The organism is Ochrobactrum vermis, from assembly GCF_002975205.1.
GTDB lineage: Bacteria > Pseudomonadota > Alphaproteobacteria > Rhizobiales > Rhizobiaceae > Brucella > Brucella vermis.
In genome coordinates this window covers 561,988-582,826 of record NZ_PCOC01000001.1, presented here as the reverse complement: position 1 = coordinate 582,826, position 20,839 = coordinate 561,988, and the positions used below count along the sequence as shown (strand labels likewise).

Sequence of the window (20,839 nt, the reverse complement as noted above, 5' to 3'; positions counted from 1 at the left end):
GAAGCCGATGCTTCGAGCGCCTCACTATCAGACTATGCTGGAGGCCGTCCGATAACTAATCATTCGCGCATCTTTTTCCGAAAACCGCTTCGCACTTTTCGGGATACGCTCTACGCGCCAGCCACTGCCATCTGGTCGCGAATAACCTTACGCAAGGCATCAATTGGCTTCAGCGCGCCGTTTTCCTCGTAGTGCCAGAAAGTCCATCCATTGCAGGCATCAAAGCCCTGAACCTTTGCACCCATACGATGGATCGAACCCGCTTCGCCGTTGGCAGCAAGTGTACCATCGGCCCGAACAATGGCAGCAAAACGGCGACGTTCATCGGAAAGTACCGTGCCGGGGCGAAGAAGGCCTGCTTCGAGGACGCTGGTGAATGCCACACGAGGTTCAGCCCGCTTGCCGGTCATCACCGTCAGTTCGGCCTTGCCGAGCGGCTCGACAGCTTCGATACGTGCCGTTGCCGCATCGATATAGCTCTGTTCGCGCTCGATGCCGACAAAATGGCGTCCGAGACGCTTGGCCACTGCGCCTGTCGTGCCGGACCCAAAAAACGGATCGAGAATTACATCGCCCGGCTTGCTCGAAGCCATCATGATACGGGCCAGAAGTGCTTCCGGCTTCTGCGTCGGATGAACCTTGTCGCCGTTCTCGTCTTTCAGGCGTTCGGAACCTGTGCAGATCGGGAACAGCCAGTCCGAGCGCATCTGCACGTCATCATTGGCAGCTTTCATCGCTTCATAATTGAAGGTGTAGCCTTTGCTCTTCTGATCACGCGAAGCCCAGATCAAGGTTTCATGGGCATTCTGGAAGCGACGACCGCGAAAATTCGGCATCGGGTTTGTCTTGCGCCAGATGACGTCGTTCAGGAGCCAGAAACCGAGATCCTGCAACTGCGAGCCGACCCGGAAAATATTGTGATAGGAACCGATAACCCAGATGGTGCCGTTCGGCTTCAGAACACGACGGCAGGCCATGAGCCAGGCACGTGTGAACGCATCATAAGCCTGAAAGCTTTCGAACTGGTCCCAATGATCGTCAACCGCGCTGACCATCGACTGGTCGGGACGATGCAGATCGCCACCAAGCTGGAGATTATAGGGAGGATCGGCGAAGATGACATCCACGGAATGATCCGGCAGGCGCTCCAGAGCTGCGACGCAATCACCTTTGATGATGGAGTCAAGCCAGGCGGTACGTGGAGCCTCGATGGGCAACTCATGTGCAAGACGTACAAGAGACATGGGATACTCGATTACCTGTGGACGCAAAAAACTTGTCCTTATGGTTACCGGGTAGGGTAAATATGCAGTTAACGCCAAGTGATTGAAATCGTAAATCTTTTCTTAACCGAGAGCGAAAGTCCGCAGTTCCGGGCTTTTCGTGGTCAATCGAAGTTCGACATTTTGCCGCCTGTCATCTTAACGCCGTGATCGCTATGCAATGCTGGTTTTAACGTTTTGCCATTGATAAGGCTTGGTTATTCCTTTTTGCCTATAATTGGCTCTCAACTTCTGAATTTGCGTGGCGGGCAGGTGAGCCGCACGCTTGCCCGGTGTATTTTATGATGAATATCGCTGAACTGCGACATAACCGGTATTTACGGGTTCTTTTCGTACCCTTTCGCATGCGGGCGCTGGTTCGAGGTAGTGAAATAGGTCTCGTTATAGCTGGTGCCCTTATCGGCATCATTTCGGGATTGATGGTCGCTGCCGTAGGCGGCATTTCACAGTGGATGCATCAGGCAATATTCGCCCTGGAGCCCGGCGAAAAATTGAGTTCAGCTGCATCGTTACAACCGAGCGCCTATATTGCGCCGCTTGCGGGCGGCATATTGATGGGGATCGTGATCTGGGTTCTCGCTCGCTGGCGCAAACGCCCCATCGTCGACCCTATCGAAGCCAATGCACTTCATGGCGGACGTCTCTCGCTCACGGACAGCTTTATCCTTGTTGGCCAGAACCTGATTTCCAACGGTTTCGGCGCATCAGTCGGGCTGGAAGCTGCTTATACGCAGCTTGCGAGCGGTTTCGCATCTCGCATCGGTCGGGCGCTCAAACTTCGTCGCGCGGATCTGCGAACACTGGTCGGCTGCGGTGCTGCAGCAGCTATCGCCAGCGCCTTCAATGCGCCCCTCACCGGAGCATTTTACGCATTCGAACTCATCATCGGCGTCTATTCGATTGCCACGCTGGCGCCCGTCGTCGTGGCGGCGATAGTCGGCGCACTGGTGACGCAGGCAATCGGCGGCGCGCCTTTCATCATCGACATCGGTCAGATCAACGACATCACACCACGCGATTATGTTCCCGCGCTCGTTCTCGGTTTCTTTTCAGCAGGTATCGCCATTCTCATCATGCGCGGCGTGACATTTGTTGAAAAGGCCGCCCGGAGCAGCCTGGTGCCCAATGTTATGGCACCGGCAATCGGCGGTGCCATTGTAGGCATGATCGCTTTCTTCTCACCACAGGTTCTGGCGTCAGGTCATGGAGCGCTGCATCTCGATCTGAATGCGAACATTACCATTCCGGTACTGCTGCTCTTGATACTCACCAAATCGCTCGCCTCTGCTGTTTCCATCGGGGCGGGTTTTCGCGGTGGCCTGTTCTTCGCATCGCTGTTTCTCGGTGCACTGACGGGCAAGCTCTTTGCAGCAGTGGCCGGGGCGGTCCTGCCCGCAGGTCTGGCACTTGCGCCTGAAGTTTATGCCGTCATCGGTATGAGTTCACTCGCCGTTGCAGTTGTCGGCGGCCCGATGACCATGACATTCCTCGCACTGGAGCTCACCGGCGACTTTCCGATTTCAATGCTCGTGCTGGGCGCAGTCGTTTCGTCGTCTTTGATGGTCCGGAAGACCTTTGGTTACTCCTTCGCGACATGGCGCTTCCATTTGCGTGGCGAGGCCATCCGGTCCGCCCACGATATCGGATGGATACGTAACCTGACCGTCACCCGGATGATGCGTCACGATGTACGGACGGTGGCAATCGATACCGACATCGAAACGTTCCGGCACGACTTCCCGCTCGGATCGACCCAGCGTGTGATCGCGGTGGATGCCGATGGACGCTATGTCGGCATGATCCCGGTGCCAGAAGTTTATGCCGACAGTTTCGATACATCTGACGGCGAACACAGCATCAGCGAGCTTCTCAAGTATCAGGATGAATTCCTGTTGCCCCAGATGAACGCCAAGGAAGCTGTTGCCCGTTTCGACCGGGCGGAAAGCGAAGCTCTGGCCGTGGTGAACAATGCACAGGAACGCAAGGTGCTTGGGCTCCTGAGTGAAGCACACACCCTGCGTCGCTACAGCGAAGAACTGGACCGGCGTCGGCGCGAGGTTTCCGGTGAAGTCTGAATTCGAACCAACCCCGATTTGACGGCTTCACCATAAAGGTGTAGCTCAACCACGGTATTTCCGGCTGCTGCCGGTGCCCACCCCTCCCAATAAAAAGGCTATGATCATGGCGGCACCGTCCCTCATCATTTTCGATTGCGATGGCGTTTTGGTGGATTCCGAAATCATCGCGGCGGAAGTCGAATCCGCTCTTCTCACCGAAGCCGGTTATCAGATCGCCGCTGATGAAATGGCTGAACGTTTCGCCGGTCTGACGTGGCAGGATATTCTTCTGACGGTAGAGCGCGAAGCCGGGATTCCGCTTTCAGCATCGCTTCTCGATAAGTCCGAAAAGCTTCTGGACGAGAGGCTCGCGAACGAAGTTCAGGCAATTGAAGATATCGTGGAAGTGGTCTCAGCGTTGAAGCTGCCGAAGTGCATCTGCTCCAACTCGACCGGTCAGCGTTTGGAAAGCATGCTGAAGCGTGTCGGCCTTTACGAGCTGTTTGCACCAAATATCTTTTCGGCGAAGGAAGTCGGCACCAAAAAGACCAAGCCAGCGCCGGATGTGTTCCTTTATGCGGCCAAGCACTTCGGGGTTGACCCGAAAGACGTCATCGTGATTGAAGATTCCGCGCATGGCATTCAGGGCGCACGCGCCGCTGGCATGCGCGTAATAGGCTTTACGGGTGGTGCCCACACCTATCCGGGGCATGCCGACAAGCTGACCGATGCCGGTGCGGAAACCGTCATCCATCGCCACAAGGACCTGCCGAGCGTTATCGAGGCCCTGTCCATCTGGACCGATGCCTGAGTAAAATTATCCGACGCCTGGCTTTTGTCAGGCGGCGGACTGCTTGTTGCGCCCCTTGGGCGGAGCGTTGAGAACTGCCAGGAGCTCTTCAGCTTCGCCTTCCGAGAGGCCGATCAGCAGGCGAGTTCCCATGATGACGGGCTCGCCAGTGGACGTATCGAAGATCGCCCAGGTGTCCGTCGGTTCAAGAATGCGTTCATATTTCTGTTTCATGAGAACACATTAGCGTAAATCTGTTGCCATTCATTTCACGCTGGCAGTTGCATTTAATTCGAATTTTATCGATCTGCATTTATCCACAGAACCAGCCTATCAGACATTTCCCGAGACTGTTTTGACACGCTTTTGCCTGGCCTTGGGCGACGTGGCTGTCACCAGCGCCATGGCATCCTTGGCATGAAGAGGCTTACCATAAAACCAGCCCTGCGCGGTCATCGGTGTTTTCATCTTGCGGAAATAATCAGCCTGCGCTTCTGTCTCGATCCCTTCGATGACAATGCCGAGATTGTGCTGTCGAGCCATGGAGACGATCTGCGGCACAATTGATACTGTCTCGCCATCGGTACAAACGGTCCGTGTGAAAGCCTTGTCGATCTTGATGGCATCGATCTGCAACTCGCCAAGATAAGCAAGACTCGAATATCCGGTTCCAAAATCGTCAATATAGACCTTATGCCCTTGTTCACGAAGTTGTCTGATGCCTTCCGACGCCGTCGAGAAATCCACTGCCGTGCGTTCCGTCAGCTCAAGACCGATCTGACGGGGATCAATGCCTGCATTGAGCAGTTTCGTCTGGATGCTGTTTTGAAAAGCGGGTGCCTGAACATCACTTGCAGTTATATTGATATTGATCTGAATGTTCCGGTTGCGACGCAACAAATCTCCCAATTCATCGATAACCTGATCGACAACATAGGCTGTTACTCGGCCTGCCATACCCTTTTCTTCTGCTTCGGCGATAAAGACATCCGGCGGGATCAGGTCCCCGGTTTGTAGCTGCCAGCGCAACAGTGCCTCAAAGCCGGTAATTTTGGCATCCGCCACGTTGACCACCGGCTGATAGACGACCTCAAGCTGTCCGGCGTTCAGCGCCTTATTGAGCATGGAAGCCAAAGGACGCTCGCGGTTGCGATAGGCGAACCAGCTCAGACCAAGCGCTGCACCGGCGAGCAGACCGAGACTGATTGCAATAAAGGACTTCCATCGGGCGGAAGCGCTGGAATTGTCCAGTCGTGCCTCGAGAGCAATGCAGATGCCGGTGTTGTCGTCGCAACGATATTCTCTGATGGCGCTGCTCAGCACATCGTACTTCCGTCCGAGCTCGCTGAAATTCGGGTTGGGCGAATTCTCTGACGGATAAGCATATAGGCGTGCGAAATGCTTCTGATCTGCATCGCGCATATAGATAGAAAAACGGAACTGCGGCGTGTGGAGCAGATCGAAGGCGACCGGGCTCAAAATAACATTAGACCCGTCTTTGCCAATGACAGAGCCATGACTACCCGGCGTAATCAGTAACCTGTCACCATAAACGTAGGTGCCATCGCTCAGATGAACGTCGGCAGGCGAGCGGCTTGGCTGCTCGGGAATATCGCTCAGAAGCGTCGAGCAGATCAGGCGATCTCCGCGAAACCGGCCTATATCCTTGATATGATATGCGGAAAAGACCAGCTTGCGCAGATAGGTCATTTCTTCCGGAGAACACATTTTAAAGGGCGAACGGTTGGCTGCTTCGACGGTTTCGTGGGCCGAGACGGCGAGACGATTGGCATGAGCAAGCAAAGCGGCCATGTAAATATTCATGTGCCGTTCTTCATCGACAATTCGAAACCTGTTGCCTACCCACTGCCCGAATGCTGCACCAAGGAACAGCATAAAAAGCAAAATGAGTGGGACAGGATTCAGAAATCTACTGCGATCAAATCGCATATGAACCTTGCCCTTAAATATACTACAGTATGCGCATGGATTAATCGCACCAACTATTGCTTCGGTCCGATCATGACGCGATAAAACCTCAACACACAAAAATCATAGCACAAAACAAAAATCTGCATGATTACTATTGAAACTGTCATTAATGCCGAATTAAAATGAAAAATTATAAATAAATTCGATCTGCTATACAATAATTCACAATATCATTTTTATGGGTAATATTATCCCTAAAATGAGAATATTTTATATTTAGCTCTCTCTAAATCAAATGATGCGCGAAAGATATCTTCGCGCATCACTCAACAGAACAATTTTATCAACAGACGCCTGACGGCAAGTCTCTACTTCGTGTCGTACGGACCTTCGTCGAAACCAACGAAAATCTGCATATTGCTCTTGTCCGCCATCGGCACCGTGATCGCCTTGTCATTGAAGACGAACTGCGTTGCGGTGTCTGCGTTGGCTATCGTAACCGCCTGCTTATGCAGCTTTGAATAGATGACCTGATCGCCCTGACGAACAGCCACACGGATCGGCATGGTGATTGTGCCGCTTTTGTACTTTGGGCCGGGAACAACCTTACCGGCAGCAGCAACATCGATTGTCATGGTTCCGGCGCCATATTGGCAGGCGCGGGTCGTATCGGTCAGAGCTGCTTGGTAGATCACACGCGCAGGGTCCTTATCGCCGCCTTTTTCATACGTATTGAAAAAGGCCGTGCCATCACGCAGCGTAACCGAAGGGCAGAAGGCGCGCAGTTCGGATTCCTTGACGCGCTGATCGCCGGTAGCGGCGGGCGTGGTCAGCGAGGAACCTGGGGCTCCGTCGGTGGCCTTATCAGTGCCACTGGTTGTACAGCCTGCAAGAGCTGCGAGCAAAACCGTTGCAAAGACTGGAAACAACGGTGAACGATTCTGTGGTGCTGTCTGCATAAACCGGGCTTCCCTGCACTAATCGACCTGTCTTCTACATCACGCATGTGTGTAGCGCGTTGACGTTTTCCCGTTTTTTGCTCCGGAGAGCAACCCCCATCCACGTCAACATGCTTTAAAACCTTGCGGCTTTTTTAGGGACGCTCTATTGCATTACGCGGCTCAAAACCGCGCCGATCTGAAATGAAGGCCCAAGAAATGAAATATGTAAGCACGCGTGGGGAAGCGCCGGTCCTAGGGTTCAGCGATGCATTGCTCGCCGGTCTCGCCCGGGATGGCGGTCTCTATCTGCCACAGAATTATCCCCAGTTTTCGCCAGAACAGATCCGCGACCTGCGCGGAAAATCCTATGTGGATATCGCGCTGGCCGTGCTCACTCCATTTGTCGATGGCGAAATTCCCCATTCGGATTTCCGCCGCATGGTGCATGAAGCCTATGGGACTTTCCGCCATGACGCGGTTTGCCCGCTGGTCCAGACCGGTGCAAATGAATTCGTGCTTGAGCTTTTCCACGGTCCGACGCTAGCCTTCAAAGACGTCGCCATGCAGCTTCTCGCCCGCATGATGGACTATGTTCTGGCACAGCGCGGCGAACGTGCCACCATCGTCGGCGCCACATCAGGCGATACGGGCGGCGCGGCGATTGAAGCTTTCGGCGGCCGCGACAACACCGATATTTTCATCCTGTTCCCCAACGGCCGCGTGTCGCCGGTGCAGCAGCGCCAGATGACATCGTCTGGTTTCACCAACGTTCATGCCCTTTCCATCGAAGGTAACTTCGATGATTGTCAGAACCTTGTAAAAGGCATGTTCAACGACCTTGAGTTCCGCGATGCACTGTCGCTTTCGGGTGTGAACTCGATCAACTGGGCACGCATCATGCCACAGGTCGTCTATTACTTTACTGCGGCACTGAGCCTTGGCGCGCCGGATCGCGCTGTATCCTTCACCGTGCCAACTGGCAATTTCGGCGATATTTTCGCCGGCTATGTGGCCAAGCGCATGGGACTGCCTATCGATCGTTTGATTATTGCCACCAACGACAACGACATCCTCTCGCGCACGCTCGAAAGCGGCGCGTATGAAATGCGTGGTGTCGCACAAACGACCTCGCCGTCGATGGATATTCAGATTTCCTCGAACTTCGAGCGGCTCCTGTTCGAAGCGCATGAGCGTGACGCGGCAGCGTTGCGCGGCTTGATGGCCAGCCTGAAGCAGTCGGGCGGCTTCTCGATCGCTGAACAGCCGCTTTCGGCAATCCGCAATGAATTCTCTGCCGGCCGCTCGAATGTCGACGAAACCGCGACAACGATCAAATCCGTGCTTGAAGCGGACGGTTATCTGCTTGATCCGCATTCGGCGATCGGCGTGAAGGTCGCTCGCGAAAATGTGTCCGAAGCCTCACCAATGGTTGTTCTTGCGACAGCACATCCGGCCAAATTTCCCGATGCCGTAAAGGCTGCCAGCGGCGTCGAACCGGAACTTCCGGCATGGCTTTCGGACTTGATGCAACGAAAAGAAAGCTTCACAGTTCTTCACAACGACCTGAAAATCGTGGAAGAATACGTTCGCCGCCATTCGAGGGCTTAAAAAGACCGGCTCCGAGACGAGAACCAGAGCGGGAATGCAGGGAGCAGTTTGCTTATGGGTGTTGAAGTAACGCGTCTTTCCAACGGATTGACGATAGCCACCGATACGATGTCCCACGTGGAAAGCGTGGCGCTTGGAATCTGGGTCAAGGCGGGAGCGCGAAACGAAGCTGCCGACAGGCATGGCATTGCTCATCTTCTTGAGCACATGGCATTCAAGGGAACCGAAAACCGCACTGCGTGGCAAATTGCATCGGATATCGAAGATGTCGGCGGCGAAATCAACGCAGCCACCAGCGTCGAGACCACATCCTACTATGCGCGTGTCCTGCGCAATGACGTGCCACTGGCCATCGACATTCTCTCCGACATCCTGACGGCGTCCAAGTTTGATGAAGCTGAACTGGAACGCGAGAAACAGGTCATCATGCAGGAGATCGGCGCAGCGCATGACACGCCCGACGATATTGTTTTCGACCGTTTCACCGAAACAGCCTATCGTCACCAGCCGATCGGGCGTGCCATTCTTGGCGAGCCTGACACTGTCATGTCCTTCACCTCTGCCGATCTGCGCCAGTACATGGATGAGCAGTACAGCGCCGACCGCATGGTCGTGACGGCTGCAGGCGGCGTGGATCACGATGCCTTCGTCAAGGAAGTTGAAAAACGTCTCGGCGGTTTCCGCGCCCACAATACGGCACCGACACTTGACCTTGCCCACTATGTCGGTGGTGATTTCCGTGAAAATCGCGACCTTATGGATGCGCAGGTTCTGATCGGCTTTGAGGGTCGCGCCTACCATGTGCGTGACTTTTATGCCTCGCAGCTCCTGTCCATGGTGCTGGGCGGCGGCATGTCCTCGCGTCTCTTCCAGGAAGTACGCGAGAAGCGCGGCCTCTGCTATTCCGTCTATGCTTTCCATTGGGGCTTTTCGGACACCGGTTTGTTCGGCATTCATGCCGCAACAGGTCGCGACGAACTTGTCGAACTCGTCCCTGTCCTGATCGATGAACTGCACAAGGTGGCCGATTCCATCAGTCTGGAAGAAGTGGATCGTGCCCGCGCGCAATATCGCGCAAGCCTTCTTATGTCGCAGGAAAGCGCCGCGAGCCGGGCTGGACAGATGGCACGTCAGTTCCTGCTTTATGGTCGCACTGTCGAAAACAGTGAGCTGATGGACCGCCTCTCACTGATTACACCCGAACGGCTGACCGATCTGGCCGGGCGCTTGTTCCTTGACAGCAAGCCCACTATTGCCGGTGTCGGCCCGATTGGGCGCCTGATGAGCTTCGACGGACTGTCGGATGCTCTTTCGACCAGCGCGCATGCGAGGAAAATCGCTGTATAATTTAAGGCTGTAGGGCATTAGGGGAGTAGGGCAATATGTTGAGCTCAGCGAATGCGTTCACCCTTTCCTATTGCCTTACTGCCTTACTGCCTTATTGCCTTATCCCGTCATGATCGGCCTGCCCTTCCGTAGAAACAACCCGACCGTCCTGCGTGGGCAGCGCATCTCTCTGCGCGAGCCGATGATGAGTGATTTTGCAAGCTGGGCCAGACTGCGGGAACAAAGTCGCGCCTTTCTTGCGCCGTGGGAGCCGACCTGGCCCGACGACGACCTCACCAAGAGTTCCTTCCGCCACCGGATACGTCGTTTTCAGGACGAAATATCCGCCGGGACCGGATATCCATTTTTTGTGTTCCGCAACAGTGATAACAAGCTTGTCGGTGGCATCACGCTCGGTAATATCCGGCGCGGCGTCGGCCAGAACGGTATGATCGGCTACTGGAGTGGCGCGCCCTATGCCGGCAACGGCTATATGACAGAAGCGCTGTCGCTGGTTATCCCCTTCGCATTCGACCAACTGCGGTTGCACCGGATTGAAGCAGCCTGTATCCCTCATAATGTGCGTTCGATACGGCTTCTCGAAAAAGCCGGATTTGAGAGAGAAGGACTGCTGCGTTCCTATCTCAAGATAAACGGTTTCTGGCAGGACCACCTGCTTTTTGCCCTTTTAGAAAGCGACAAACGTATGACGGATAGCCGCATGATCAATGGCAAGGTTGGACGCTCGTGACGGGTTTTGCGGACAAGTGGTTTGTTGCTGGTGCTCGGTTTCTCGCGCTTGTGGTCTTTCTGACCGTTTCGGTCGTCCAGGCATCGGCCATCGAACCGATCAAGATTTCCAAGGAAGATACTGCCCTTGACCTGTCCCGCGCTGTCGAACTTCTGCGCAACAAGGGCGAAAGCGTGCAGGTATCGACCGCACCGGGCCCCGATGGCATTGTCCGTCGTATCGAAGTGCAAGCCGATCAGAACAGCAAGGCTTCGGGCGACTGGGCCGCTTTCTCGATTGCAAACCCTACCGACGAACAGATCGACCGCCTGATTGTGGCTCCGCATTTCCGTCTCGTCGACTCCGGCGTCATCTGGCCCGACCTTGGATCTCCGCGTATTGCATCGATCACGCCGAGCGAGGGCTTCGCGCTCGACCGCCAGCCAAGTGCCGACGCAGACGTTTTCCGCATCACGCTCAATCCCGGCAGCGTCGTCACCTTCGTGGCTGAACTCTCTTCGCACAACCTGCCCCAGCTTTATCTGTGGGAGCCCGAAGCCTACAAGGATGCGGTCAATTCCTACACGCTCTATCGCGGTATCCTGCTTGGCATTTCCGGCCTGCTAGCTCTGTTTTTGACCATCCTTTTCGTCGTTAAGGGCACTTCCCTGTTTCCAGCCACCGCAGCGCTTGCATGGGCCGTTCTGGCCTATATCTGCGTCGATTTCGGCTTCTGGAACAAACTGATGGAGATAACGCCGGGCAATGAGCAGATCTGGCGGGCTGGCACCGAAGTGGCGCTTGCCGCCTCACTTGTGATTTTCCTGTTCACCTATCTCAATCTCAACCGCTGGCACGATCATTTCAGCTATGGCGCCGTGACCTGGGTGCTGGGCCTGCTGGCACTTGCGGGCGTCGCCGTCTTCGATCCACCCGTGGCTTCCGGTATTGCCCGCATTTCGCTTGCGCTTACCGTGCTGTCCGGTGTTGCCATCATCGGTTATCTGGCGGTCAAGGGATATGATCGCGCCGTCATGCTGATACCGGCCTGGCTCCTGACCCTCATATGGTTGCTGGGTGCCTGGATGACGGTTTCGGGCAGGCTCGATAATGATATTGTGCAGCCCGCCCTTGGCGGCGGTCTTGTCCTGATTGTCCTTCTGATCGGTTTTACCGTCATGCAGCACGCCTTCGCCGGCGGGGCGCTGCAACAGGGCCTTCTGTCCGACATGGAACGTCAGGCGCTTGCGGTCATCGGCGCAGGTGACATCGTATGGGATTGGGATGTGCCGCGTGATCGCGTGGTGACGACGCCCGACATCGCCAATTATCTCGGCAATACCGCCAACAGCCTGCAAGGTCCGGTACGTAACTGGCTTCCCGTCATGCACGCTGACGATCGAGACCGGTTTCGGTCCACACTTGATGCCATTCTGGAGAACCGGCGCGGACGCATCGGTCAGATTTTCCGGCTGCGTGCCAATGATGGCCACTATCACTGGTATGCGCTTCGGGCACGCCCGGTCATCGGCTCCGATGGCGAAGTCGTGCGCTGCGTCGGCACGCTCGTCAATGTGACGGAGCAAAAAAAGGCAGAAGAACGCCTGCTGCACGATGCCGTGCACGACAACCTGACCGGTCTTCCGAACCGCGAACTGTTCCTCGACCGTCTCAGCAATGTCATGAATATGGCGCGCGGCGAAAGCAATCTGCACCCGACAATATTCATCATCGATATAGATCGCTTCAAACAGGTCAACGACAGCCTCGGCATGTCGGCAGGCGACACGATCCTTCTGACCGTTTCGCGCCGTCTGGCGCGCCTCATGAAGCCTCAGGATACGCTCTCGCGCCTGTCCTCGGACCAGTTCGGTTTGCTGCTTGCCTCTGAAAGCGATCCGGGCCGCATCGCCTCCTTTGCCGAAGCTCTGCGTCAGGCCGTGCGTGCGCCAATCGCCTATGCAAAACGCGAAATCGTTCTGACCTCCTCAGTTGGCCTGATTACCTGGACGAAGACGGCAACGTCCGCCGAAGATTTCGTGAAGGACGCGGAACTTGCCATGTATCAGGCAAAGCGTTTCGGCGGTGACCGCATCGAGCCGTTCCGTCCCGCATTCAGAGCCATCGGCAGCGACAAGCTCCAGCTTGAATCCGATCTGCGTCGGGCGCTTGAACGCGACGAGATCAGTCTCGTCTATCAGCCCATCGTCAAGCTTGATGAAGGTACGATTGCCGGTTTCGAAGCCCTCATGCGCTGGGAACATCCTCGACGCGGCGCCATTTCGCCATCGGAATTCATTCCGATTGCCGAAAATTCCGGGCTTATCATCCAGCTTGGCCTGTTTGCGATGCAACGGGCTGCCGAAGACCTTTTTGCGTGGCAGGAACAATTCCCGAAGCTCGACCTCTTCGTTTCAGTCAATCTCTCATCCACGCAACTGATCCGTCAGGATCTCATCAACGATGTCCGTTCGGTGCTTTCCCGCATTCATCTCAATCCGGGTAGCCTCAAGCTTGAACTGACCGAATCTGTCCTCATGGAAAATCCGGAGCAGTCCACGCATGTCCTAGCTCGGCTTAAAGCCATGGGCATAGGTCTGTCGCTCGACGATTTCGGGACAGGCTACTCCTCACTGGCTTATCTCACGCGTTTCCCGTTCGATATCATCAAGATCGATCGTTCCTTCGTGAAAGGTGACCAGCCTCAGAAAGCTACCCTGCTCCGCTCGATTGTGAGCATGGCACATGATCTCGGCCTCGCTGTCGTGACTGAAGGTGTAGAGAGCGAAAGCGATGCGCTTCAGCTTCGCCAGATGGGTTGTGAGTACGTGCAGAGCTTTATGTTCGGCCAGCCGACGAGCCGAGACGAGGCAACTCGCATGATCCGCGAACAGCTGGATGCGGCAGCAGCGTGATTAGGTCATTAAGCGAATAGGGAACAAACGGATAAGCTAAAGCAAAATTATCTAGCTTAGCCCTTCCTTACGCATGTCCCGCGTCGGAAACAAGCCGGGACATATCGATGCCCATATGGAGCATCAAGCGCGAATACTTGCCCTCGATATCGCTATCGAACAGCATGTCGAGCGGCGCATCGCAGGTTAGCCAGCCATTCTCGGCAAGTTCTACTTCGATCTGACCCGGCGCCCAGCCGGAATAGCCAAGCGCCATCAGGGCTTGTGATGGTCCCCTGCCCCCGTAAATGGCACGCAGTATATCGACGGTTGCCGTGAGGCAGACATCTTCAGAAACCGGCATGGTGGAATCGACCATATAGTCGTCGGAATGCAGAACGAAGCCACGTGTGCGGTCAACCGGTCCGCCATTGCGCACCATCATATGCTGCGCCCGCTCTGGCAGAATAATCAGCTCATCCTCGTCAATAACCCCAATCTGACGCAGAAGATCGGGAAACTCCACAGGCTGAAGCTGATTGATGATGAACCCCATCGCACCTTCATCGGAATGCGCGCAGATATAGACCACCGACCGGGCAAAACGCTCGTCGCTCATTCCGGGCATGGCAAGCAGGAACTGCCCGTTCAGAAAACCCTGCTCCTTGTTCGGCGTCTTGAGAATGGTCATGAATATGAAGGTAGCAAGACTTCGCAAAATAACAATGGCCTGATCGCGTTATCACTGCACAAGCAAACAGCGAAGGCTGCAAGCTCGCCACAATTGGACTTGAAGCGACCATCTTTTCATTCCATCTTTCGTCCATGAACATCCGAACGCTTGCCCTCGCACCATTTCTGTTGGCCTCGCTGGCATTTCCAGCCATGGCGTCCACTTCCGACTGGACCGAGACGCCCGGCGGGCGCGTTCGCGTCATTATTGAAGACAGCGGCGCTGACAATGCGGCCAGACATGAACGGCGCGGTGTCTTGCAGATCGAGCTGCAACCCGGCTGGAAGACCTATTGGCGCAATCCGGGCGACGCGGGCGTCCCGCCTCAGATCAGTATCGAGGGTGATGCGAAAGCGCGGATTGATTTTCCTGCGCCTGTCCGGTTTGGTGGAGACGATGAAGGTGGCATTGGATATAAGCACCCCGTTTCGCTGCCGATAGTCTTTCACCTGACCTCCGCCGACACCCGACTGAAGGGCCATGTTTTCCTTGGGGTCTGCGAGAAAATCTGCGTTCCGGTGCAGGCGACATTCGACTTTCCGCTCAATGAAGAAGAACAGCAAGCTTCACCGCAAGCCATCGCCAGCCGCACGATCATTGAGACTGCTTTCGACCGGCTCCCAACACCGGCAAATCCAGCATTTGGTGTAACCGAGGTGAAGCGGGAAGGAGACAAGGCCGTCTTCGATCTCACCGTCCCCGATCCTGCGGCCCCTGCAGAGCTGTTCATTGCCAGCGACAATATCGGGCTTTCGGACGCTGTTGCAGTTCAGGATAGGCAATCAGGCCACCGCTTTGCTGCCAAACTGCGTGGGAAGGCAGACAAAGCCGTTATCGACTATACCATTGTGCAGGCTGGGAAAGCTGTCTCCGGTCAGGTGACATTGGACTAGACTTTCCCTCCCAACGCCTGATGCTCTTATCTGTATGTTGAAATTGTCCGGCGACCTGTTATCGGTTTAACTGTGCCGCCCGCGCTTTGCGGCGCGGATTAGAATTTGACAATAGACAGTGGAACAGACGGTCCCTGCCCCGAGGAGAAATTAAATGACGATCAAAGTTGGCGACAAGCTGCCTGCAGCGACTTTCAAGGTAAAGACCGCAGATGGTGTGAATGAGACGACGACCGACGAAATCTTCAAGGGCAAGAAAGTCGTTCTCTTTGCCGTTCCGGGTGCTTTCACGCCGACCTGCAGCCTCAATCACCTGCCAGGCTATCTCGAAAACCGCGATGCGATCCTCGCCAAGGGCGTCGATCAGATCGCCGTTGTTGCGGTGAACGACGCTTTCGTCATGGGTGCATGGGCGCAGAGCACGGGCGGAGAAGGCAAGATTCTCTATCTGGCCGATGGTTCGGCAGCGTTCACGAAAGCTGCGGGCCTTGAACTCGACGCAACCGCCGGCGGCCTTGGTATTCGCTCCAAGCGTTATTCGGCAATCGTGGAAGACGGTATCGTCAAGACGCTCAACATCGAAGAACAGGCCGGACAGGCAGTCACGTCGGCTGCTTCGGCCATTCTCGAACAGCTTTAATCAGACGCATTAAAGGGCGGTGAAAACCGCCCTTTTCGTCTGTAACTATCATTGCACTTTCAATGATTTATGGCCGCCATACTTGAATGGCTCCATGCCTTCCCGGGCAAGTTCGTCAGCGCGTTCGTTTTCCGGATGCCCTGCATGGCCCTTGATCCAGTGCCAGTTAACCTTATGCGGCTTGCGCGCTTCGTCGAGCGCCTGCCACAATTCGGCATTCTTGACGGGTTTCTTGGCAGCCGTCTTCCAGCCATTACGTTTCCAGCCTTCGATCCAACTGGAGATGCCGTCGCGCACATAGACTGAATCCGTATAGAGATCGACTTGGCACGGTTCCTTCAATGCCGAAAGTGCCGAAATAGCTGCCATCAACTCCATGCGGTTGTTGGTCGTGTCGGCTTCCCCACCCTTCAGTTCCTTGACATTGCCGTTCCAGCGCAAGATTGCGCCCCAGCCGCCAGGACCGGGATTACCCGAGCAGGCGCCATCCGTAAAAGCCTCTATCTGCTTCACGCAGCTGCTCCCTGCTGCTCAAGACCATATTCGGCGGCGGTTTCGATCTGGCGATGAAAGCGCATCTTGCGCACATACTCCATGGGATCTTTCTTGACCACGAAACTGCCTTCCGGAACATTCAGCCAGTCGTAAAGGCGGGTCAGCATGAAACGAATGGCAGCCCCCCGCGCCAGAACCGGCAGGGCATTAGCTTCCGCCGCAGAAAGCGGGCGAATGGACGTATAGCCGCGCAGAAACGCTGCTCCCTTGGTGCGGTTATAGGAAAAGTCCTTTTCAAAGCACCATGCGTTGAGACAGACGGCAACATCGTAAGCCAGAATGTCCGTGCAGGCGAAGTAGAAATCGATGAAGCCCGAAAGCTTGTCGTTAAGGAAGAAAACATTGTCCGGGAAAAGATCCGCATGGATCACACCCTGCGGCAGGTCGGAGGGCCAGTTCTTTTCCAGAAAAGCGAGATCGGCTTCCGCCTCGCCAACGAGACCGGGTTCCACCGTATCCGCGCGTTCACGCGACAGGTTCCACAAAGGGCGCCAGTCGGAAAGCGTCAAACCGTTGCGGCGGCGCAGCGAAAAATCAGCGCCTGCCAGATGCATATGGGCCAATCCCTCCCCGACCGCTTCACAGTGCTCGACAGTCGGGCGGCGCATCCACATACCTTCCAGGAAGGTGACGATTGCCGCAGGTCGTCCGGCAAGTTCGCCGATTGTCGTACCGTCACGACGGACCACTGGCTGCGGGCATTCGAGGCCGCGGCTTGCCAGATGCTGCATCAGGCCGAGAAAAAACGGTAGATCTTCCCGATTGGTGCGCTTTTCGTAAAGCGTCAGGATGAACGAGCCCGAAGTGGTGTGCAGAAGATAGTTGGAGTTCTCCACCCCTTCCGCAATGCCTTTGTAAGAGGTCAGTGTGCCGATATCGTATTGCTGCAGGAAAGCGCCAAGTTCGATTTCATTGATATCCGTATAGACGGCCATGCCGCTTATTTCCCCTGCATCAGTTTTGGAATACCGACCACCCGGTGTTCTCCGTTGACGAATGCCATGTCTTGCACCGTCAGTTCCACATCGCGAATCTCGCGATTCACAAGGAAGTTCTCGGTTTCGACAGTGGTTTCGGCCAATTCGATCTTAACGTTGAAGCGTTCCTTGAAGGCATCGATGATTTCATCGACGATGATTTCAGGAGCCGAAGCACCTGCCGACAGGCCAACAACCGATATATCGCCAATCCGATCCCATTCGATATCGGCAGCGCGTTGTACCAGCATCGACATCCGTGCACCTGCCTTCTCCGCAACTTCAACCAGACGCTTGGAGTTGGAGGAATTCGGTGCACCTACGATCAGAAACAGATCGCATCCCGGGGCGGCGGAACGCACGGCGTCCTGCCGGTTGGTGGTGGCATAGCAGATCGATTCCGCTGCCGGAGCTGAAAGGTTCGGAAAGCGTGCCTGTAGTTCCTCGATAATGCCTGCCGTGTCATCCACCGAAAGCGTCGTCTGCGTCACAAAGCCGAGATTGTTCTCATCATCGAAATGGCAGTTGCGCGCATCCTCAACCGTCTCGATCAGCGTCACTGCACCGTCCGGCAACTGGCCCATGGTACCGATCACTTCCGGATGCCCGGAATGGCCGATCAGAATAACATGGCGCCCAAGACGCTGATGGCGCATGGCCTGTTTGTGCACTTTGGAAACCAGCGGGCAGGTTGCATCGAGATAAAACAGGTTCTTGGCTTGCGCGTCGGCAGGCACCGACTTCGGCACGCCATGAGCGGAAAATACCACCGGCTGCTCGCGGTGTTCCGCAGGGATCTCGTCCAGTTCCTCGACAAAGATCGCACCACGTGACTGCAACCCCTCGACCACATAACGGTTGTGAACGATCTCATGGCGAACATAGACCGGCGCGCCGTATTTCTTCAGCGCCAGCACAACGATCTGGATCGCCCGGTCCACCCCGGCACAAAAGCCGCGCGGGCCGCAAAGGCGGATTTCCAGTGGTGGTCGCTGATCAGTCATGAAGTGTGCTCGCAAAGTTCGGCGTGACTTGAAACTTAGTCTCGGAGTTGGGCTGCAACGAGGCCGTTGTCAACCCCTCAACCCTTTCGATAACGCCACAACCACGTCCCGACAACCCCTATCAAAGCCAGAGCCAGGCCATACCATGTGGCGGCATATTGCAGATGGTTATTGGGAAAGTCGATGATCGTCACGCCGCCGGCGGGCAGACCACCCGGATTAGGCTTGCTGTCGGCATCAATGAAGAACGGCACGACCTCATCCAGATTTGGCAGATCAGCGCTTTCCGCCATCGCCGTCCAGTCCTTCCAGTAGAAGACATTCTTGGCGATGTCATTGTCGGGGAGGAAGTAGCCGGGCTTCGCCGAAAGCGGATCGCGCGCCAGGCCGGTCACACTTACCGGACCGTCAACCTGGCCTTCAGAGCGCGTTGCCGGATCTTTCTTTTCGTAAGGAACAAAGCCGCGATTGACGAGCACGAAGCGCCCATCCTCCAGCATCAGGGGCGTATAGACATAATAACCTGCCACTCCGTTATGCGTGGCCAGAAAATGCCGTTCACCCTGGTGCATGAAAGTGCCCGAGACCGTCACCGGACGATATTCGACGGACCCTTCCTGCTTGTAAATCTTTTCCATTTCGGACAGCGGCAAAGGCGGCTCATGGATGCGCTGCCCGGTCGATGCAATCAGCGCTTCCTTCCACTGCAAACGTTCCACCTGCCAGGTGCCGAGCGCCAGTAAAATGACAAGCGCGATGGCGGATGCGATCACTACACCCCAGGGAAAGCGCTGCGACTGCTGTACTGTCGTCATTTGCCATCATCCTGTCGGCTATCTATACGGCCGGGGGCTGCCTTGTTGCGATACTGCATATTTATGAGGATGCCCTTCGCCCATCGCATGGCCACGAGGCTGAGGATGATGGCGAGCGGCACCCACAGGATAAAATGCACCCAAAGCGGCGGTCCGACATTCACTTCCATCCAGAGTGCAAGACCGACGACGATAAAACCGATGATGAGAATAACAAATGCCGCCGGGCCGTCGCCGGAATCGGCAAAAGAGTAATCCAGTCCGCAAGCAGTGCAGCGCGGAGCCACTTTCAGGAAACCGTCGAACAGCTTTCCTTCGCCGCAGCGCGGACAATGTCCGGCAATGCCACTCTTTATAGGATCGACGGGAGGATAAATATTGTGATCCGGCATTGCGCTTCCCTTCTACTCGAGCGCTGCGCGTCCTTTCGGATACACAAAGCACGACACTGTAGTTTCTTCACAAACAAAAGGCGGCCATGTTGCCAAGGCCGCCTCGAAACTTGTGACCGCTAGAGCGGTTCCTGTTTTGACGGAACCGCCGAAACCGCTCTCCGCTTGTCATCACCGCATTTCCGAACGCAAAACCGTTTCACACTTTTGCTGGAAATGCTCCAGCGATCAACCGCCGTGCATCGGCGCGCCCCAGCCACCCCATACGTAGATGGCGAAGAACAGGAACAGCCAGACCACGTCAACGAAGTGCCAATACCAGGCAGCGGCTTCGAAACCGAAATGCTGCTTTGGCGTGAAGTCACCCCCGATGGCGCGGATGAGGCAGACCAGAAGGAAGATTGTACCGATGATAACGTGGAAACCGTGGAAACCGGTCGCCATGAAGAAGGTCGCGCCGTAGATCGAGTCCTTGAACGCAAACGGTGCGTGGATGTACTCGTAGGCCTGCACAAATGAGAACAGGACACCCAGCACCACGGTGATCGCCAGACCAGTGATCATGCCCTTGCGGTCATTGTGCAGCAGCGCATGATGCGACCATGTCAGCGTCGTGCCCGACAAAAGCAGGATCACGGTGTTGTAGAGCGGCAGGTGGAGAGGATCGAGAACCTCGATGCCTTTCGGAGGCCACACGCCACCCGTGAAAGCTGCACGTGCTACCTGATGCACTTCGTTCGGAAACAAGCTTGCGTCGAAAAACGCCCAGAACCAGGCCACGAAGAACATGACTTCCGAGGCAATGAACATGATCATGCCGTAGCGCAGATGCAGCGACACAACACGGGTATGGTGCCCCTCATGTCCTTCCTTGATCGTATCGGACCACCAGCCATACATGCAGTAGAGCACGATCGCGAGGCCGATGAAGAAAATCCAGGGCGTTACCACGTTGAGGCCGAAGAACGGCAGCTCACCGGCATTGATGTAACGCATCCAGGCAATACCGCCGACGGCAAGCACGAATGCACCCATCGAGCTCAGGAACGGCCAAGGACTGGGCGCGATGATATGATAGTCGTGATTTTTCTGATGAACGTCGGCCATGTCTCTCCCCGTAAATCCCCTTAGGGGTTCCTCTCTCGTACCTACCTGCTTAAACCCCATCCGGGGTTCCAAGCAAGTCTGTCTGTAACAAGCGGTATCTCCTGCGAGGATAAAACCGCTTCATTGTTTTGTCTTTGCGGCATTATGCGCCGCTGGAGCATT

The 20,839-nt window shown here is 55.6% G+C and carries 19 protein-coding genes; 8 read left to right on the top strand and 11 right to left on the bottom strand.

Annotated elements, in window-relative coordinates:
- Positions 1-110 precede the first annotated feature (110 nt).
- Entirely contained in the window at positions 111-1,244 is a 1,134-nt protein-coding gene (locus tag CQZ93_RS02770; RefSeq protein ID WP_105541229.1) for a site-specific DNA-methyltransferase, read from the bottom strand.
- 323 nt (positions 1,245-1,567) lie between these two features.
- On the opposite strand from CQZ93_RS02770, the gene CQZ93_RS02765 reads away from it, so the two are divergent.
- Together CQZ93_RS02765 and CQZ93_RS02760 are read left to right on the top strand one after the other, a co-directional pair.
- The gene (locus CQZ93_RS02765; RefSeq protein WP_105543150.1) at positions 1,568-3,358 is read left to right on the top strand and encodes a chloride channel protein; all 1,791 of its coding nucleotides are present in this window, start codon (positions 1,568-1,570) and stop codon (positions 3,356-3,358) included.
- A gap of 106 nt (positions 3,359-3,464) precedes the next feature.
- A complete protein-coding gene (locus CQZ93_RS02760; protein WP_105543149.1) occupies positions 3,465-4,151 on the top strand; it encodes an HAD family hydrolase in 687 nt (228 codons plus the stop codon).
- A gap of 27 nt (positions 4,152-4,178) precedes the next feature.
- Here the strand turns inward: CQZ93_RS02760 and CQZ93_RS02755 are convergent, their stop codons facing one another.
- The 3 genes from CQZ93_RS02755 to CQZ93_RS02745 form a co-directional block, all read right to left on the bottom strand.
- Positions 4,179-4,364, bottom strand: coding sequence for a hypothetical protein (locus tag CQZ93_RS02755; protein WP_105541228.1), 186 nt, complete (start codon positions 4,362-4,364; stop codon positions 4,179-4,181).
- 99 nt (positions 4,365-4,463) lie between these two features.
- Positions 4,464-6,080: an EAL domain-containing protein gene (locus tag CQZ93_RS02750; protein WP_105541227.1), complete on the bottom strand. Its 1,617-nt coding sequence runs from the start codon at positions 6,078-6,080 to the stop codon at positions 4,464-4,466.
- Positions 6,081-6,430: 350 nt separating this feature from the next.
- The gene (locus CQZ93_RS02745) at positions 6,431-7,021 is read right to left on the bottom strand and encodes a hypothetical protein (RefSeq protein ID WP_105541226.1); all 591 of its coding nucleotides are present in this window, start codon (positions 7,019-7,021) and stop codon (positions 6,431-6,433) included.
- Between the two features lie 198 nt (positions 7,022-7,219).
- Between CQZ93_RS02745 and thrC the strand changes: the two genes are divergently transcribed.
- From thrC to pdeA, 4 genes are all read left to right on the top strand, one after another.
- Positions 7,220-8,611 (top strand): threonine synthase, encoded by a 1,392-nt coding sequence (thrC, locus tag CQZ93_RS02740; protein ID WP_105541225.1) that lies wholly within the window; start codon positions 7,220-7,222, stop codon positions 8,609-8,611.
- A gap of 54 nt (positions 8,612-8,665) precedes the next feature.
- On the top strand, positions 8,666-9,958 hold the full coding sequence (locus tag CQZ93_RS02735) for a M16 family metallopeptidase (protein ID WP_105541224.1): 1,293 nt from the start codon (positions 8,666-8,668) through the stop codon (positions 9,956-9,958).
- Between the two features lie 109 nt (positions 9,959-10,067).
- Positions 10,068-10,688 carry a GNAT family N-acetyltransferase gene (locus CQZ93_RS02730; protein ID WP_105541223.1) on the top strand — a complete coding sequence of 207 codons (621 nt, stop codon included), beginning with the start codon at positions 10,068-10,070 and terminating at the stop codon, positions 10,686-10,688.
- A complete protein-coding gene (gene pdeA, locus CQZ93_RS02725) occupies positions 10,685-13,582 on the top strand; it encodes a phosphodiesterase PdeA (protein ID WP_105541222.1) in 2,898 nt (965 codons plus the stop codon). The genes CQZ93_RS02730 and pdeA overlap by 4 nt, the downstream gene beginning before the upstream one ends.
- 67 nt (positions 13,583-13,649) lie before the next feature.
- On the opposite strand, the gene CQZ93_RS02720 is transcribed toward pdeA, so the two are convergent.
- A complete protein-coding gene (locus CQZ93_RS02720) occupies positions 13,650-14,252 on the bottom strand; it encodes a YqgE/AlgH family protein (protein ID WP_105541221.1) in 603 nt (200 codons plus the stop codon).
- A 134-nt stretch (positions 14,253-14,386) separates the two neighbouring features.
- Between CQZ93_RS02720 and CQZ93_RS02715 the strand changes: the two genes are divergently transcribed.
- Complete coding sequence (locus CQZ93_RS02715) at positions 14,387-15,187, top strand: protein-disulfide reductase DsbD domain-containing protein (RefSeq protein ID WP_105541220.1); 801 nt, start codon at positions 14,387-14,389, stop codon at positions 15,185-15,187.
- Positions 15,188-15,341: 154 nt separating this feature from the next.
- Positions 15,342-15,827, top strand: coding sequence for a peroxiredoxin (locus CQZ93_RS02710; protein ID WP_105541219.1), 486 nt, complete (start codon positions 15,342-15,344; stop codon positions 15,825-15,827).
- A 48-nt stretch (positions 15,828-15,875) separates the two neighbouring features.
- On the opposite strand, the gene rnhA is transcribed toward CQZ93_RS02710, so the two are convergent.
- The 6 genes from rnhA to CQZ93_RS02680 form a co-directional block, all read right to left on the bottom strand.
- On the bottom strand, positions 15,876-16,340 hold the full coding sequence (gene rnhA / locus CQZ93_RS02705; RefSeq protein ID WP_105541218.1) for a ribonuclease HI: 465 nt from the start codon (positions 16,338-16,340) through the stop codon (positions 15,876-15,878).
- Entirely contained in the window at positions 16,337-17,317 is a 981-nt protein-coding gene (locus CQZ93_RS02700) for a homoserine kinase (protein ID WP_105541217.1), read from the bottom strand. The genes rnhA and CQZ93_RS02700 overlap by 4 nt, the downstream gene beginning before the upstream one ends.
- A 5-nt stretch (positions 17,318-17,322) precedes the next feature.
- Positions 17,323-18,363 (bottom strand): 4-hydroxy-3-methylbut-2-enyl diphosphate reductase, encoded by a 1,041-nt coding sequence (gene ispH / locus CQZ93_RS02695; RefSeq protein ID WP_105541216.1) that lies wholly within the window; start codon positions 18,361-18,363, stop codon positions 17,323-17,325.
- Between the two features lie 77 nt (positions 18,364-18,440).
- Positions 18,441-19,178, bottom strand: coding sequence for an SURF1 family protein (locus CQZ93_RS02690; protein ID WP_105541215.1), 738 nt, complete (start codon positions 19,176-19,178; stop codon positions 18,441-18,443).
- Positions 19,175-19,570 (bottom strand): DUF983 domain-containing protein, encoded by a 396-nt coding sequence (locus CQZ93_RS02685; RefSeq protein WP_105541214.1) that lies wholly within the window; start codon positions 19,568-19,570, stop codon positions 19,175-19,177. Before CQZ93_RS02685 ends, CQZ93_RS02690 begins: the two co-directional genes overlap by 4 nt.
- A gap of 228 nt (positions 19,571-19,798) precedes the next feature.
- Positions 19,799-20,677 carry a cytochrome c oxidase subunit 3 gene (locus CQZ93_RS02680; protein WP_105541213.1) on the bottom strand — a complete coding sequence of 293 codons (879 nt, stop codon included), beginning with the start codon at positions 20,675-20,677 and terminating at the stop codon, positions 19,799-19,801.
- Positions 20,678-20,839: the final 162 nt, after the last annotated feature.

Bases quoted from the DNA above. Each gene is read 5' to 3' on its own strand.
- thrC (WP_105541225.1), top strand. From the start codon at position 7,220: ATGAAATATGTAAGCACGCGTGGGGAAGCGCCGGTCCTAGGGTTCAGC.
- CQZ93_RS02760 (WP_105543149.1), top strand. From the start codon at position 3,465: ATGGCGGCACCGTCCCTCATCATTTTCGATTGCGATGGCGTTTTGGTG.
- CQZ93_RS02685 (WP_105541214.1), bottom strand. From the start codon at position 19,570: ATGCCGGATCACAATATTTATCCTCCCGTCGATCCTATAAAGAGTGGC.
- CQZ93_RS02755 (WP_105541228.1), bottom strand. From the start codon at position 4,364: ATGAAACAGAAATATGAACGCATTCTTGAACCGACGGACACCTGGGCG.
- CQZ93_RS02680 (WP_105541213.1), bottom strand. From the start codon at position 20,677: ATGGCCGACGTTCATCAGAAAAATCACGACTATCATATCATCGCGCCC.
- CQZ93_RS02715 (WP_105541220.1), top strand. From the start codon at position 14,387: ATGAACATCCGAACGCTTGCCCTCGCACCATTTCTGTTGGCCTCGCTG.
- ispH (WP_105541216.1), bottom strand. From the start codon at position 18,363: ATGACTGATCAGCGACCACCACTGGAAATCCGCCTTTGCGGCCCGCGC.
- CQZ93_RS02735 (WP_105541224.1), top strand. From the start codon at position 8,666: ATGGGTGTTGAAGTAACGCGTCTTTCCAACGGATTGACGATAGCCACC.
- CQZ93_RS02745 (WP_105541226.1), bottom strand. From the start codon at position 7,021: ATGCAGACAGCACCACAGAATCGTTCACCGTTGTTTCCAGTCTTTGCA.
- CQZ93_RS02700 (WP_105541217.1), bottom strand. From the start codon at position 17,317: ATGGCCGTCTATACGGATATCAATGAAATCGAACTTGGCGCTTTCCTG.
- CQZ93_RS02690 (WP_105541215.1), bottom strand. From the start codon at position 19,178: ATGACGACAGTACAGCAGTCGCAGCGCTTTCCCTGGGGTGTAGTGATC.
- CQZ93_RS02730 (WP_105541223.1), top strand. From the start codon at position 10,068: ATGATCGGCCTGCCCTTCCGTAGAAACAACCCGACCGTCCTGCGTGGG.
- CQZ93_RS02710 (WP_105541219.1), top strand. From the start codon at position 15,342: ATGACGATCAAAGTTGGCGACAAGCTGCCTGCAGCGACTTTCAAGGTA.
- CQZ93_RS02770 (WP_105541229.1), bottom strand. From the start codon at position 1,244: ATGTCTCTTGTACGTCTTGCACATGAGTTGCCCATCGAGGCTCCACGT.
- CQZ93_RS02720 (WP_105541221.1), bottom strand. From the start codon at position 14,252: ATGACCATTCTCAAGACGCCGAACAAGGAGCAGGGTTTTCTGAACGGG.
- CQZ93_RS02750 (WP_105541227.1), bottom strand. From the start codon at position 6,080: ATGCGATTTGATCGCAGTAGATTTCTGAATCCTGTCCCACTCATTTTG.
- CQZ93_RS02765 (WP_105543150.1), top strand. From the start codon at position 1,568: ATGAATATCGCTGAACTGCGACATAACCGGTATTTACGGGTTCTTTTC.